The following is a 13,828-nucleotide window of genomic DNA, read 5'->3' as shown; positions in this document are numbered from 1 at the left end:
GATGACCGACGCCCCTCACGCGCTGTGGAGGAGGCGCGGCGGCGCGAAGCGGCATCCACTCGCCGTCTGCCGCCTCCCGGCAACAGGAGATCTCGCCGGAACAGGACCGAACCGGGGTGGAACGGCCTGCACCGGCGAGATCGCCTGTTCTGGGAACGGCGGATGCCGGGAACGTAAGGCGGCCGCAGCGCAGCCGACCGGGCTCAGCCGAAGAGCGCGGCAGCCTCTTCGTAGCGGTACAGCGGCACCTTGTTGAGCTCGCCCAGGGCTTCCTCGAACGAGACGCGGACGATGTCCGTGCCCTTCAGAGACACCATCTGGTTCCAGGCACCGTCGACGATCGCGTCGGCGGCGTGGAGGCCGAGCCGCGTCGCGAGCACCCGGTCGAAGGCCGACGGCGAACCGCCGCGCTGGATGTGACCGAGCACCGTGGCGCGGGTCTCGATGCCGGTGATGCGCTCGATCTCGGGCGCGAGGATCTCGCCGATGCCACCGAGGCGCGGGCGGTTGAACGCGTCGAGACCCTTGTCGCTGTAGGCCTCGTCCATGCCGGTGAGGGTGAAGCCCTCGGAGACGACCACCAGCGGCGCACGGCCGCGGTCGTGGGCCTTGGAGACCTGCTCGCACACGTCGTCGATCGACATCGGCACCTCGGGGATGCAGATGACGTGGGCACCGGCGGCGACACCGGCGTGCAGCGCGATCCACCCGACGTGGCGGCCCATGACCTCGGCGACCATGCACCGCTGGTGCGAGTCGCCGGTGGTGCGGAGGCGATCCATCGCGTCGGTGGCGATGTTGACGGCGGTGTCGAAGCCGAACGAGTAGTCCGTCGCCCGCAGGTCGTTGTCAATCGTCTTGGGAACGCCCAGCACGTTGATGCCGTCGTTCGCGAGCCGGTTGGCCGCAGCGAGAGTCCCCTCGCCGCCGATGGCGATGATGCCGTCGATGCGGTGGCCGTACAGCGTCTTGGCGATGTTCTCGGCCCCGCCGCGCGGACCCTCGTAGGGGTTGGTGCGGCTCGTGCCGAGGATCGTGCCGCCGACCTTCGACAGGCCCTTCACCTCGTGGCGGGTCAACGGGAAGAAGTCGCCGTCCACCACGCCACGCCAGCCGTCGCGGATGCCGACGAACTCGAGGTTGTACGTCGTCGTGCCCTTGAGGACCACGCCGCGGATGACCGCGTTGAGTCCGGGGCAGTCGCCGCCGCTGGTGAGGATGCCGATCTTCATGGGGGGATCCTTAGCTGTCAGGGTGATGGTGCGGCCACGCTGCCTGACTCGACACTATCGCCGGACGCGAGGGCGTGCCACACGAGTGGACCGGAGATAAATCACTCCCCGCCCAGCGACCGCCGCAGCAGGTGCATGAGGGCCGAGAGCTGCACGGAGTCCGTCGACGTGGGATCCACGGCCTCGCCGTCCAGCGCACGGGCGGCAAGCCCCTGCTTGGAGTCGATGAGTTCGGCGATCTTCGTGTCGATCGTGTGCGCGGCGATGATGCGCCATGCGGTGACCGGCTCGTCCTGCCCGATGCGGTGCACGCGGTCGATCGCCTGCGTCTGCTCGGCGGCGGTCCACGACAGTTCGGCCAGCACCACGTTGGATGCCGCCTGCATGTTCAGTCCCACACCGGCAGCCGTCAGCGAACACACCGCGACGCCGACACCCGGGTCGTTGTTGAACGCGTCGATCGCGTCCTGACGCGCGGGGGTCGTCTGGTCGCCGCGGATCGACACCGTGCGGAGGCCGGCGGCGGCGAAGTGCGCCTCCGCGGCATCCATGACGTCGATGTGCTTGGCGAAGAAGACGACCTTGCCCACCGAGCGCTGCAGCTGCACGGTGTAGTCCGCAGCCAGCACGGCCTTGGCCTGACCGATGCGGCGCACCATCGTGAAGACGTTCTCGGCGCCGGTGCCGGCGGCCTTGGACTCCTCGAGCTCGGTGTGTGCGACCAGGCGCACGATGTCCTCGTCGAACTCGCCGAGGAAGACCCGGTCGCCGCGGGACTCCAGGATGCGGCGGTACTTCGCCGCCAGGCGTCCGCCGAGCTCGCGCTCGGCCTCGCGGATCGACCGGCCGAAGTCGTCGTCGAGCTCCACCGGGAGATCGGCGATGAGCTTGTCGGGCAGGTCGGCGGCGACGTCCTTCTTCTTGCGACGGACGATGCCCATCGAGATGACGGCGTTGCGCGCCTCGGGGTAGAAGGCCTTGTCGGCGGGGGTGAGCCCTGTCGCATCGAGCTTCTCCATGAGCTCCGGACCCGGCTTCTCGCCGTTGGTCCAGCCGAGGAAGCGCCAGATCGCGTCGAAGTCCTCGACGTCGTTGATCAGCGGCGTGCCGGTGAGGGCCAGCAGCAGCGGGTCGCGCACCTGCTCGCGGATGCGGGCGCCGAGCGCCAGCACGTTCTGCGAACGCTGCGAGGTGAGGTTCTTGATGAAGTGCGCCTCGTCGACGACCATGCCCTTGAGGCCGAGCGATGCCAGCCACGACAGATGCCGGTCGAGGATCTCGTAGTTGACGATGAAGACGTCCGCGAACGCGTCGATGTTCTCGCCGTCGCCGTGGATCACCGTCGCGCGGCGCTGCGGCGTCCACCGCTCCACTTCGCGCGCCCAGTTCATCTTCACGACGTTGGGCACGACCGCCAGCAGCGGGTAGGCGTCGGCGACGGATGCCGCCAGCACCGATTCGGCGGTCTTGCCCAGGCCCGGCTCGTCGGCCAGCAGGAAGCTGCGGTGGCCCTGGCGCACGGCCTCGAGGAACCGCGACTGGTGCGGCATGATCTCAAGGCCCTTGGGTGAGAGCCGGTCGAACTCGGGCACCGGAGGCAGGTCCATCGAGGCCACGGCGCCACCGGCGCCGCTTTCGAACGCCTTGTAGAGCGGACCCATCAGCTCCCAGCCGTCCAGGCGACGGCGCGGCGTGGGGCCGGCGACGACGCGGGAGAGGTCGGGAGCGAGGAACGGGTTGGCCTCGCGGCGGGCCTCCACCTGGGGCGGCACGACCTGGCGAGAGGACACCGCAGCGGGCACCACGGAGGTGGCGGCGGGGGCGGTGTCGGTGATGATCAGCTCGTCCGGCGGGAGCTCCGCGCCCGACTCCAGCAGCCAGTCGCGGCGCATGCGCCGGGCGACGGGGGACGTGGCCTGGTCGACCTCGAGCAGCTGGATGAGCGACGTGTCGCGGGCGGCGGTCTTGGCGAGGATGGTCGCCACGCCGTCGAGGCGCTTGAGCAGCTCGGCGCGGGCGGCGTCGGTGACCTCGGTATCGGCCTTCACGCGGGCGCGCTCCTCGCGCACGAGGAAGGCGATGACCTGGAACTTGACCCGGTTGGTGGGGCCGAGCTTGCCGCGCTGCGCCTTCGCCTCGACCTCTCGCACCTTGCGGGCGAGGATCGGGATGATGGGGGCTTCGTCGTCGCGTCGGGACGACGTGTTCTTCCTGCGCCGCGACGTGGACTGTGCGGCGGGGGCCGTGGTCGGCATGCTCCTCCTGGGCGTGGATGCCGGATGCCTCGTGCTCGAGGCGGGGATCGATCTGCGTGTCACCGCGTGCGGCTCGGATGCCGGGACGACCGCGGATCGGGGGCGACGCGCAACTCGCCGCGGGCATTCCTGCGGCCGATTGCGGCCGAAACGGCCGACTGCGGCGACGAAGCGTCTTTCCCCGGCGCCCAGTCTAGAGCATGCGTGCCGCTCAGCCCCAGACCATCGAGGCGATGTCTTCGGTATAGCCCTCGGGGCCGTAGTCGAGCCAGACCGTCGTGACCCAGCCGTTCCCCCGGAAGAAGTGCGATTCGCCCTTCTCCACGATGTTGTCGTCGTAGTCGATGAGCGTCTCGTTCAGGCGGCACACGGTGCCCCCCTGGGCCTCGGAGCACGCGAAGCCGGTGTTGGCCAGCGCGCCGGCGAGGTCGGCCGTGGCCGCCGGGTCGACGATCGACACGTTGGTCGCGATCCCCCGCTCCGAGGGTGACCCCCACGTGCAGCGCAGCGTGGGCAGGCCGGATTCGAGCAGCTGCAGCGCCTCGGCGTTCTGCGTGGCGGGCATCGTGACGCCGGGGTCGTTCAGCGGCGCGATGTTCGCCTCGAGCTCGGCACGCATGGCCGGCGAGTAGATGGCGTCACAGGATGCCGGCAGCGCGATGTCATCGGCGGACGCCGTGGGCGTCGGCGTCGGCGTCGGCGTCGGGCTTGCCGTCGACGTCGACGACGGGGACGGCGCGGCGCTCGTGCCGGACGGCGCGGGGTCGACCGGCTCCGGCGCGCAGGCGGCCAGGCCCGCGATCAGCACGGCGGTGGCCGCAGCGGCACAAGCGCCGCGGCGCAGACGGGTGGAGATCGGGGCAGTGGTACGCATCAGTTCGACGATAGCGGCGCGACGGGGCGCCCTCGCGGCACCACGCGGCCATCGGGCCGGGCCACCTCATTCGTCGGCGAGCACCTGCTCCTGCCACGTCGACAGCATCGCGGGGTCGTCGGTGACGATGCCGTCGACGCCCGCGGCCGTGGCGGCATCCCACTGTTCGTCGGAGTTGAGCGTGTACACCACCACCCGCAGACCCGCCGCATGCAGCTCGTCCACGACTCCCGGCCGCGCCGTCACGGCACGCCGGTCGATCAGGATGCCGCGGGCTCCGAACTGCCGTGCCGCCGCCACGACGTCTGTGGGCAGGCGCTTGAGGACGATCAGCAGCGGCAGCCGGCTGTCCGCCGCTTCGACGGCCGCCAGCGTCCGCGCGTCGAAGCTCGCGACGATGATCCGCTCATCCAGTCCGCGCGCGGCGATCTCGGCGGCGAGCATGGCGGCCGCGGCGGCATCCCACTCGCCCTTCAACTCGATGATCGCCCGATGCCCCGACGCCGCGAGGACGTCGAGGAACTCCGTCGCCGTCGGCACCGGCGTGCCGGCGAAGGCGGCGGAGAACCACGAGCCGGCATCCAGTCGCCGGACCTCCGCCAGGGTCAACGCGGCGAGACGGCCGTGACCGTCGGTCGTGCGGTCGACGGTGGCGTCGTGCATGAGCACGGCGTGACGGTCCGCCGTGAGGGCGAGGTCGACCTCGACGTAGTCGAAGCCCGCCTCCAGGGCCGCCTGCACCGCCGGCAGGGTGTTCTCGGGGGCGGCGGCGGCCCCACCGCGGTGGCTCGCGATGAAGGCGCGCTCGCCCGGCGCCCGCTCGGCCCCCAGCAGCTCGTGCGCGCTCACCCGCGCGGGTCCCGCGCCCACGAGCGCGATCACGAGGCTCGCCGCGGCGAGGGCGCAGACGATGACGAGGGCGACACCGCGGTCGGAACCGGGTGCGCTCACGGTGGCTTCGGGCATGACGCGAGTCCTTCTTCCCCAGCGCGTCGCCATCGACGCGTGGCACGACTCTACACACGCCGTTACCTTTCCGTTATCTCCGACTCGCCCGCGCCATCGGCCGGGCGCGCGCGGCTACGCTGGAGCCATGCCCCGCCTCACTGAACGCGAACTGGCCGCCACGATCGACCACGCGATCCTCAAGCCGGACTTCACCCGCACCGACGTCGACGCCGAACTGGACATCGCCGCCGAATGGGGCGTTTTCAGCGTGTGCGTGCGACCCTCCGACATCCCGTACGCCGTGCGGCGCCTCGACGGCACCGGTGTCGCGGTGGGCACGGTCATCGGCTTCCCCCACGGCACGACCTCGACCACGGCGAAGGTCGCCGAGACGATCCGCGCGTTCGAGGACGGTGCGACCGAGTTCGACATGGTCATCAACATCGGCGCGCTGCGCTCGGGCTTCGACGATGTCGTCGTCGACGACATCCGCGCCGTCGTGGATGCCGCAGGAGGCCTCATCACGAAGGTGATCCTCGAGACCAGCCTGCTGGACGACGAGCAGATCGCCCGCGGCAGCCGCCTGACCGAGGCCGGCGGCGCGGACTTCGTCAAGACCTCCACCGGTTTCGCCGGCGGCGGCGCCACCGTCGAGCACGTGCGTCTCATGCGCGCGAACGTCGGCGAGCGGGTGGCGGTGAAGGCCTCCGGCGGGGTGCGCAGCCTCGACACGGCGCTGGCGATGCTCGATGCCGGCGCGACGCGGCTGGGCACCAGTGCCAGCGCGACGATCCTGGGCGAGCTGCGGGCGATCCACGCCGGCGAGGCCGCATCGGGCACCGTCGACGAGTCGTCGTACTGACCGGCGCTACTGCAGCGTGGCGCGCACGCGCGCCACATCATCGGTCATCTGCGCGATGAGCGCCTCGATCCCCTCGAAGGCGACCATTCCGCGGATGCGACGGATGAAGTGCACCTCGACCCGGTGCCCGTACAGGTCGAGGTCGGTCTCGTCGAGCACGTAGGCCTCCACCTGCCGCCGCTCGACGTCGTCGAACGTGGGGTTCGTCCCCACCGAGATCGCCGCGGGGTAGCGCGTCGTGGCGTGCGGGGGCGGGGTGGCATCGGCCCCTTCGATGGCGCCCTGGTCGACGAGCCAGCCGGCGTAGATGCCGTCCGCCGGGACGAAGCCTTCGGAGTCGATCGACAGGTTCGCGGTCGGGAAGCCCAGTTCGCGTCCCCGCTTGAGGCCGTGCACGACCTCGCCGCGCACGGCGGGCGGGCGTCCCAGCAGCCGGGCGGCGGACTCGACGTCGCCCTCCGCGAGGAGACTGCGGATCCAGGTGGAGGACACCCGGCGGCCGTGGTCGTGCGCGCGGATGTCGTCGATGACCTCCACTTGGAAGCCGTGCTCGCGGCCGAGATCAGCCAGCAGCCGCGGATCGCCCGCTCCCCCGCGGCCGAACCGGAAGTCCTCGCCCACGAACACCGTGACCGCACCGATCGCATCCACGAGCACGCGGCGCACGAACTCGTCGGGCGCGAGGTCGGCCAGCGCACGGTCGAAATGCAGCACGAGCGTGGCATCCACCCCCGTCTCGGCGAGCAGGGACAGCTTCTGGTCGACGCTCACCAGCTCTTCGGGGCAGATCTCAGGGCGCAGCACGCTGAGCGGATTGCGGTCGAAGGTGACCGCGACGACACGGGCGCCTTCGGATGCCGCCTCGACGCGCGCGCGGTCGATGCCGGCGCGATGGCCGGTGTGCACGCCGTCGAACTTGCCGATGACGACGACCGACGGACCGAACCCGGCGGGGACCTCGGCGGGATCGCGGAATGTGATCACCAGGACGACCTCTCCACGGCGGGCTCGGACTCGGTCAGGGGCTCGGCACCGGGCCGGTGGGTCCAGAGCCACCAGAGCCCGAGGAAGGGCAGCGCGAGCGGAATGAACAGGTATCCCTCGCCGTACCAGGACCACACCGTCGGGTGGTCGAAGAGGGCGGGCATGACGAAGGTGAGCGTGCCGACGACGATGACGCCGGCCAGTTCGAAGCAGATCGCCACCCACGCGACGATGTACCAGGCCCTGCTGCCGGCGAATACGAGGGCGAGCGTGGCCACGATGTAGACCACGGCAGCCGCGGCAGACAGCGAATACGCGAGCGGCGCTTCATCGAAGCGCTCGACGATCTGGACGAACGAGCGCCCCGTCGCGCCGAGGGCCATGATCGCGTAGACGACCACGAGCACGCGGCCGACGCCGGTCATACGCGGGCGGGAGGACATGTCGCGCCCCAGTTTAGGCGCGGTGGCGAGCCGGCTCATGCCCCCTGCACCGTCCAGATGACCTGCATGCGCCACACCATGACCGCGACCGACAGCGCGGCGACCCCGAGGATGACGGTGCTCCAGCGGCTGCGCTCGATGAGCGCCCACAGCACGGCAGCAGGCGCCAGCAGCACGGCCGAGACGAGGTAGACCCAGAACTCCAGCGCGCTGCCGGTGGGTGCGTTGCCGGCGAACGGGGCGGCGATGGCCATGACCACCTGTGACAGCAGCATGAGCTCGACGATCGCGAGCGCGCCCACGGTGAGGTCGCTCGGGCGGCGGCCCGCGAGCCCCAGGACCACGCACATCAGCCCCGAGACGACCGCGACGGCCACCAGCAGGTACGTGAACCACAAGATCATGCCGGCTCCTCCGGGACGTTCATGACGCTCTTCACATCGGCGCCGCGGCGTTCGACCACCCCGACGAGGTGGCCGTCGGGATCGATCGCGGCCATCGGCACGCGCTCCAGTCGCCCGGCGGCGCCGGTGAGACGCTTGCCGTGGCGGAGGTCGCGTGCCTCGTCCGCGCTGACGGGGAAGGCGCCGAGCACGCGCGCGGCCACCTGCGCCTGCGGCACGAGGGCGTCGGCGGCGATGTCGTCGACGGCGACGGCGTCGGCCACCTCGAACGGGCCGATGCGCGTGCGGCGGAGCGCCGTGAGGTGGCCGCCGACGCCGAGCGCATCGCCGAGGTCGCGGGCGAGCGCGCGGATGTAGGTGCCGCTCGTGCAGTCCACGACGACGTCGAGGTCGATCGTGCTCTCGGCGCGGTGGGTGTCGCGCACGTCGAACCGCGACACCGTCACCGCCCGCGCCGCCAGCTGAACCTCTTCGCCGGCGCGTGCCAGGTCGTACGCGCGCTTGCCGTTGACCTTGATCGCCGACACCCGGCTCGGGATCTGCGAGATGTCGCCGGTGAGGGCGGCGATGCCGGCCGCGACGGCGTCATCGGCGACAGCGGCGAGGGTCGCGGCATCCGCCGTCGACGTCACCGTGCCGTCGGCGTCGTCGGAGTCGGTCGCAACCCCCAGCCGGATGGTGGCCTCGTAGGTCTTGTCGAGGCCGACGATGAAGGTGAGCAGCCGCGTCGCACTGTCGACGCCCAGCACGAGCAGCCCCGTCGCCATGGGGTCGAGGGTGCCGGCGTGGCCGACCTTGCGGGTGCCGAGCGCCTTGCGTGCGCGCGCGACGACATCGTGGCTCGTGATGCCGCCCGGCTTGTCGACGAGGAGGATCCCGGCGGGCATCAGCAGAAGTCCCGGTAGCTGCGCACGGGGTGTGCCCAGTCGGTGTTGTCGACGATGGCCGATGCCGCCCGGCGCGGGTCGGCCTCGCGCAGGTAGAGCTCCTGCCCCTCGCGGTAGCGGCGGTTGACGGCGTCCGCCGGGTCGGGGTCGCCGCCGTCGCGGGCCACCAGCCGCTCGTGGGCGATGTCGATGGGCACGTCCAGCCACACCGACCAGTGCCACAGCCCGCGCAGTTCGGGGCGGTGCAGGAAGATGCCGTCGACGATGAGCACGGCATCCTCGGGAGCCGTCTGCGGCGCCGCCTCGACCGGCTCGTCGCGGTCGACGTCCCACACGGCGGTGCGGAACGGCTCGCCGCTGCGGAAGGGGGTGATCAGGGCGCTGCGGAACGTGTCGTAGTCGTACGAGTCGCGGTAGAAGCCCTCGGGCGAGGTGCGACCGCGGGCGTAGCGGTCGGCGCGCGGGCGGTGGAAGCCGTCGACGGAGGCGCGGAACACCGCGCCGTCGAACGCGGTCGCGAAACCGTCGGCGAACCGCGTCTTGCCTGCGGCATCGATGCCGTCGACGGCGATGAGCACGCGGCCGCGGGAATGGTGCTGTCGCACCTCGTCGCGCAGCTCGCGCCACAGGTCGGGAGCAGTGTGCGGCATCCCTCCAGCCTACGATGTGCCGACCGCCGCCCGGCACGGCCGCCGCCGGCTGCGACGTAGGCTGTTGCGGTGCCCGACCTCGCCGCCCCGCTCATCGCGTGGTACCGCGACACCGCGCGCGACCTGCCGTGGCGCCGGGCCGGGTTCGGGGCGTGGGGCGTGCTGGTGAGCGAGTTCATGCTGCAGCAGACGCCGGTCGCGCGTGTGGTTCCGCATCTGACGGCGTGGTTGGACCGCTGGCCCCAGCCGGCGGACCTCGCCGCCGCCGCGCCGGCCGAGGCCGTGCGCCAGTGGGCGAACCTCGGCTATCCGCGCCGGGCGCTGTGGCTGCACCGCGCCGCGGTCCAGATCCGCGATCGGCACGCGGGTGTCGTGCCCGCCGACGTGGACGCGCTCCTCGCGCTCACCGGGATCGGCGACTACACGGCCCGCGCGGTCGCCGTGTTCGCGTACGGGCAGCGGCATCCGGTCGTCGACACGAACACGCGACGCGTGCTGGCGCGTGTCGTCGACGGCAGGTCGCAGCCAGGTGCTCCCGCCAAGCGGGACCTCGCCGCGATGGCGGCCGTGCTGCCGGTGGACGATGCTGATGCCGCGATCGTCAACGCCGCGGCGATGGAGCTCGGCGCCCTGGTCTGCACGGCGCGGGTGCCGCGGTGCGCGGCGTGCCCGCTCGCGGAGGTCTGCGCGTGGCGGGCGGCGGGGTACCCCGACACCGGCGACGAGCGACGCCGACAGGCGCGCTACGAGGGCAGCGACCGGCAGGCGCGGGGTGCCGTGCTGCGGGTGCTGCGGGATGCCACGGCGCACGCGGTGGCTGCGGACGGCGTGATCGCGGACTGGCCGGATCAGCGCCAGCGCGACCGGGCGATCGACTCGCTCATCGCGGACGGCCTCGTAGAGGCATCCGACGGGATGCTCGCGCTCCCCCGCTGAGTACTCACTCGCAGGCGCGAATGCTCACTCGCAGGCGCGAATGCTCACTCGGCGGGGCGAATGCTCACTCGGCGTCTTCGCGGGGCTTGACGTAGGGGTCGGCGTCGCCGGCGTAGGCGGCTCCGGTGGCGAGCCCCGCCACGGCGGCGTCGCGCTCGCGCGCCTCGCGCAGCAGGTCCTCGATGTGCCCGGCGTTCTCGGGGATCGCGTCGGGGATGAACTCGAGGGTCGGGGTGAGCCGCACGCCGAGCTTGCGCCCGACTTCGCTGCGGAGCATGCCGGTGGCCGCACGCAGCGCCTCAGCGGAATCCGTCCGCTCCTTCTCGGTGCCCAGCACCGTGTAGAAGACGGACGCGTGCTGCAGATCGCCGGTGACCTTCACGTCGGTGATCGTCGTGAAGCCCAGACGCGGGTCGCGAAGACCCTTCTCGAGCCTCTCCGCGATCAGCACGCGGATGCGATCGGCGAGCCTCGCCTGACGCTCTGAAGACATGGTTCTCTCCCTGGAAGTGATGGGGGCGGGAGGCGCCGCGAGGCGCCTCCCGCCGGGTGATCAGCCTCGCGGCTTCTCGACCATCTCGGTGGTCTCGATCTCGTCACCGATCTGGATGTCGTTGAACTTGCCGAGGCCGATACCGGCTTCGTAGTCCGTGCGCACCTCGGTGACGTCGTCCTTGAAGCGACGCAGCGACTCGATCGCCAGGCCGTCGGCCACCACGACACCGTCGCGGATGACGCGGGCCTTGGCGTTGCGCGTGATCGTTCCCGACCGCACGATGACACCGGCGATGTTGCCGAACTTGGAGGAGCGGAACACCTCGCGGATCTCCGCGACGCCCGACTGGACCTCTTCGTACTCCGGCTTGAGCAGGCCCTTGAGCGACTGCTCGACATCGTCGATCGCGTTGTAGATGACCGAGTAGAACCGGATGTCCACGCCTTCGCGCTGGGCACGCTCACGTGCCTTGGCGTCGGGGCGCACGTTGAACCCGATGACGATCGCGTTGTCGATCGTCGCGAGGTTCACGTCGGACTCGGTCACGGCACCCACACCGCGGTGGATGATGCGCAGCTGCACGGAGTCGTCGACCTCGATCTTCAGCAGCGACTCCTCCAGCGCCTCCACGGCACCCGAGACGTCACCCTTGATGATGAGGTTGAGCGACTCGACCTTGCCCTCCTGCAGAGCGCGGGTGAAGTCCTCGAGCGAGATGCGCTTGCGGGCCTTGGCCAGCTGCGCGTTGCGCTCGGCCGCTTCACGCTTCTCGGCGATCTGGCGGGCGAGGCGGTCCTCTTCGGTCACGATGAACGTGTCGCCGGCGCGCGGCACCGAGTTCAGACCCTGCACCTGCACCGGACGCGAGGGGTAAGCCTCTTCGACGGCGTCGCCGTTCTCGTCGACCATGGCACGCACGCGGCCGTAGGCGGTGCCGGCGACGATCGCGTCACCGACGCGCAGCGTTCCGGACTGGATGAGCACGGTGGCAACCGAACCGCGACCCTTGTCGAGCTTCGCTTCGATCGCGACACCACGGGCGGCCTTGTTCGGGTTGGCCGTGAGGTCGAGCCCGGCGTCGGCCGTCAGCAGGACGGCATCCAGGAGGGCCTGGATGTTGGTGCCCTGACGAGCCGAGACGTCGACGAACATGACGTCGCCGCCGTACTCCTCGGCGACCAGACCGTACTCGGTGAGCTGCTGGCGCACCTTGGCCGGGTTGGCGTCGGGCTTGTCGACCTTGTTCACGGCGACCACGATCGGCACGTTGGCAGCCTGAGCGTGGTTGAGGGCCTCGACCGTCTGCGGCATGATGCCGTCGTCGGCGGCGACCACGAGGATCGCGAGGTCGGTCACCTGCGCACCGCGGGCACGCATGGCGGTGAACGCCTCGTGACCCGGGGTGTCGATGAAGGTGATCGCGCGCTCGATGCCCTCGTGCTCGGTCCACACCTGGTAAGCACCGATGTGCTGCGTGATGCCGCCGGCCTCGCCCGCGACCACGTTGGTCTGGCGGATGGCGTCGAGCAGTCGCGTCTTACCGTGGTCGACGTGGCCCATGACGGTCACGACGGGGGGACGGATCTCGAGGTCGTCCTCGCTCTCGGCCTCCAGCTCCGCCTCGAGGTCCAGACCGAAGCTCTCGAGGAGCTCCTTGTCCTCGTCCTCGGGCGAGACCATCTGGATCTTGTAGCCGAGCTCCTCGCCGAGCACCTCGAACGTGGCCTCGTCCAGCGACTCGGTGGCCGTGGCCATCTCGCCGAGGTTGAACAGGATCGTCACGAGCGTGCCGGGCTGCACCGTGTAACCGGTGATGGCCTCGATCTTGTCCGCGAAGTCGGCGATCGATGCGCCGCGGCGCATGCGGATGATCTCGCCGTTACCGCGCGAGACGTTGACGCCGCCGACGACGGGCGCCGACCGCATCTCGAATTCCTGCCGCTTCGCCCGCCGCGACTTGCGCTGCTTGGACTTGCCGCCGCCCTTACCGAAGGCACCTGCGGTACCACCGCCGGGGCCACGACCACGGCCACCGCCGCCACCGGGACGACCGGCGAAACCACCGGCGGGCGGACCGCCGGGGCGCTGGAATCCGCCGGGCGCACCGCCGGGACGACCGGGGCCGCCGGGACGCTGCTGGAACGGGGCGCCGGGACGACCGCCGCCGCCGGGACGACCGGCGCCACCGGGGCGCGGGGCACCGGGGCGCGGGGCGCCGGGACGCGGCGCCTGCGGACGCGGGATGTTGCCGGGGCTGGGGCGCTGGCCCATGCCCTGCGCCGAGGCGAAGGGGTTGTTGCCGGGGCGCGGGCCGGCGGGACGCTGGCCCATGCCCTGCGCCGAGGCGAAGGGGTTGTTGCCGGGGCGCGGCGCGCCACCCGGACGCGGGGCGCCGGGGGTGGGAGCGTCGGTGCCGCCTTCAGCGGGCTTGGCCGCAGCGGGCTTGGCCGCCTCGGACGTGGTCGCCTCGGACGGAGCCGGTGCCGGTGCTGCCGGCGTGGCGGCGGCGGGGGCCGCGGGTGCGGCCGGAGCCGGAGCGGGAGCCGGTGCCGGAGCGGGCTTGGCCGCTCCCGGGGTCGGGGCCGAGGACGCGGGGGCGCTCGGGGCCGCGGGGCGCGCGGGACCGGGGCGACCCGGACGCGCGGAGGTGCCCTGTGCAGGCGTGGTGCCTGCGGGCTTCGCGCCGTCGGCCTGCAGGGCCTGACGGAGCTTGCGAGCCACGGGGGGCTCGATGGTCGAGGAGGGGCTCTTGACGAATTCGCCGAGCTCCTTCAGCTTCGCAAGGGCGACCTTGCTGTCGACGCCGAGTTCTGAAGCGATCTCGTGCACGCGTGGTTTTGCCACAATTCTCCTGTCT

13 protein-coding genes are annotated in these 13,828 nt (G+C 71.5%); 2 read left to right on the top strand and 11 right to left on the bottom strand.

The window, feature by feature from the left end:
* Nucleotides 1-203: 203 nt before the first annotated feature.
* The 4 genes from ACFVR6_RS14340 to ACFVR6_RS14325 form a co-directional block, all read right to left on the bottom strand.
* Entirely contained in the window at nt 204-1,232 is a 1,029-nt protein-coding gene (locus ACFVR6_RS14340) for a 6-phosphofructokinase (protein WP_386964184.1), read from the bottom strand.
* Nucleotides 1,233-1,333: 101 nt separating this feature from the next.
* Nucleotides 1,334-3,487 (bottom strand): DEAD/DEAH box helicase, encoded by a 2,154-nt coding sequence (locus ACFVR6_RS14335; RefSeq protein WP_386964182.1) that lies wholly within the window; start codon nt 3,485-3,487, stop codon nt 1,334-1,336.
* A 211-nt stretch (nt 3,488-3,698) separates the two neighbouring features.
* Nucleotides 3,699-4,361, bottom strand: a complete 663-nt coding sequence (locus tag ACFVR6_RS14330; protein WP_386964180.1) for a hypothetical protein — start codon at nt 4,359-4,361, stop codon at nt 3,699-3,701.
* A 66-nt stretch (nt 4,362-4,427) separates the two neighbouring features.
* Nucleotides 4,428-5,327: a glycerophosphodiester phosphodiesterase gene (locus ACFVR6_RS14325; protein ID WP_386964178.1), complete on the bottom strand. Its 900-nt coding sequence runs from the start codon at nt 5,325-5,327 to the stop codon at nt 4,428-4,430.
* Between the two features lie 127 nt (nt 5,328-5,454).
* Here ACFVR6_RS14325 and deoC point away from each other — a divergent pair, with 127 nt between their 5' ends.
* On the top strand, nt 5,455-6,171 hold the full coding sequence (deoC, locus tag ACFVR6_RS14320) for a deoxyribose-phosphate aldolase (protein ID WP_386964176.1): 717 nt from the start codon (nt 5,455-5,457) through the stop codon (nt 6,169-6,171).
* Between the two features lie 6 nt (nt 6,172-6,177).
* On the opposite strand, the gene ACFVR6_RS14315 is transcribed toward deoC, so the two are convergent.
* From ACFVR6_RS14315 to ACFVR6_RS14295, 5 genes are read right to left on the bottom strand one after another with little or no spacing between them, the layout of a single operon-like run.
* Nucleotides 6,178-7,155, bottom strand: coding sequence for a bifunctional riboflavin kinase/FAD synthetase (locus ACFVR6_RS14315; protein WP_386964174.1), 978 nt, complete (start codon nt 7,153-7,155; stop codon nt 6,178-6,180).
* Nucleotides 7,152-7,598: a hypothetical protein gene (locus ACFVR6_RS14310; RefSeq protein WP_386964172.1), complete on the bottom strand. Its 447-nt coding sequence runs from the start codon at nt 7,596-7,598 to the stop codon at nt 7,152-7,154. Before ACFVR6_RS14310 ends, ACFVR6_RS14315 begins: the two co-directional genes overlap by 4 nt.
* Before the next feature lie 35 nt (nt 7,599-7,633).
* Entirely contained in the window at nt 7,634-8,002 is a 369-nt protein-coding gene (locus ACFVR6_RS14305; RefSeq protein WP_386964170.1) for a hypothetical protein, read from the bottom strand.
* On the bottom strand, nt 7,999-8,889 hold the full coding sequence (truB, locus tag ACFVR6_RS14300; protein ID WP_386964168.1) for a tRNA pseudouridine(55) synthase TruB: 891 nt from the start codon (nt 8,887-8,889) through the stop codon (nt 7,999-8,001). The genes ACFVR6_RS14305 and truB overlap by 4 nt, the downstream gene beginning before the upstream one ends.
* A complete protein-coding gene (locus ACFVR6_RS14295; RefSeq protein WP_386964166.1) occupies nt 8,889-9,539 on the bottom strand; it encodes a uridine kinase in 651 nt (216 codons plus the stop codon). The genes truB and ACFVR6_RS14295 overlap by 1 nt, the downstream gene beginning before the upstream one ends.
* Before the next feature lie 69 nt (nt 9,540-9,608).
* On the opposite strand from ACFVR6_RS14295, the gene ACFVR6_RS14290 reads away from it, so the two are divergent.
* The gene (locus ACFVR6_RS14290) at nt 9,609-10,475 is read left to right on the top strand and encodes an A/G-specific adenine glycosylase (protein WP_386964164.1); all 867 of its coding nucleotides are present in this window, start codon (nt 9,609-9,611) and stop codon (nt 10,473-10,475) included.
* Between the two features lie 64 nt (nt 10,476-10,539).
* On the opposite strand, the gene rbfA is transcribed toward ACFVR6_RS14290, so the two are convergent.
* Together rbfA and infB are read right to left on the bottom strand one after the other, a co-directional pair.
* Nucleotides 10,540-10,968, bottom strand: coding sequence for a 30S ribosome-binding factor RbfA (rbfA, locus tag ACFVR6_RS14285; protein ID WP_386964162.1), 429 nt, complete (start codon nt 10,966-10,968; stop codon nt 10,540-10,542).
* A gap of 60 nt (nt 10,969-11,028) precedes the next feature.
* Nucleotides 11,029-13,815, bottom strand: a complete 2,787-nt coding sequence (infB, locus tag ACFVR6_RS14280; RefSeq protein ID WP_386964160.1) for a translation initiation factor IF-2 — start codon at nt 13,813-13,815, stop codon at nt 11,029-11,031.
* Nucleotides 13,816-13,828 lie beyond the last annotated feature (13 nt).

The sequence above is a fragment of the Microbacterium sp. NPDC058021 genome (assembly GCF_042885955.1).
Classification (GTDB): domain Bacteria; phylum Actinomycetota; class Actinomycetes; order Actinomycetales; family Microbacteriaceae; genus Microbacterium.
This window is presented reverse-complemented; position numbering and strand designations above follow the sequence as displayed.

Bases quoted from the DNA above. Each gene is read 5' to 3' on its own strand.
- ACFVR6_RS14340 (WP_386964184.1), bottom strand. From the start codon at position 1,232: ATGAAGATCGGCATCCTCACCAGCGGCGGCGACTGCCCCGGACTCAAC.
- ACFVR6_RS14335 (WP_386964182.1), bottom strand. From the start codon at position 3,487: ATGCCGACCACGGCCCCCGCCGCACAGTCCACGTCGCGGCGCAGGAAG.
- ACFVR6_RS14330 (WP_386964180.1), bottom strand. From the start codon at position 4,361: ATGCGTACCACTGCCCCGATCTCCACCCGTCTGCGCCGCGGCGCTTGT.
- ACFVR6_RS14325 (WP_386964178.1), bottom strand. From the start codon at position 5,327: ATGCCCGAAGCCACCGTGAGCGCACCCGGTTCCGACCGCGGTGTCGCC.
- deoC (WP_386964176.1), top strand. From the start codon at position 5,455: ATGCCCCGCCTCACTGAACGCGAACTGGCCGCCACGATCGACCACGCG.
- ACFVR6_RS14310 (WP_386964172.1), bottom strand. From the start codon at position 7,598: ATGTCCTCCCGCCCGCGTATGACCGGCGTCGGCCGCGTGCTCGTGGTC.
- ACFVR6_RS14305 (WP_386964170.1), bottom strand. From the start codon at position 8,002: ATGATCTTGTGGTTCACGTACCTGCTGGTGGCCGTCGCGGTCGTCTCG.
- truB (WP_386964168.1), bottom strand. From the start codon at position 8,889: ATGCCCGCCGGGATCCTCCTCGTCGACAAGCCGGGCGGCATCACGAGC.
- ACFVR6_RS14295 (WP_386964166.1), bottom strand. From the start codon at position 9,539: ATGCCGCACACTGCTCCCGACCTGTGGCGCGAGCTGCGCGACGAGGTG.
- rbfA (WP_386964162.1), bottom strand. From the start codon at position 10,968: ATGTCTTCAGAGCGTCAGGCGAGGCTCGCCGATCGCATCCGCGTGCTG.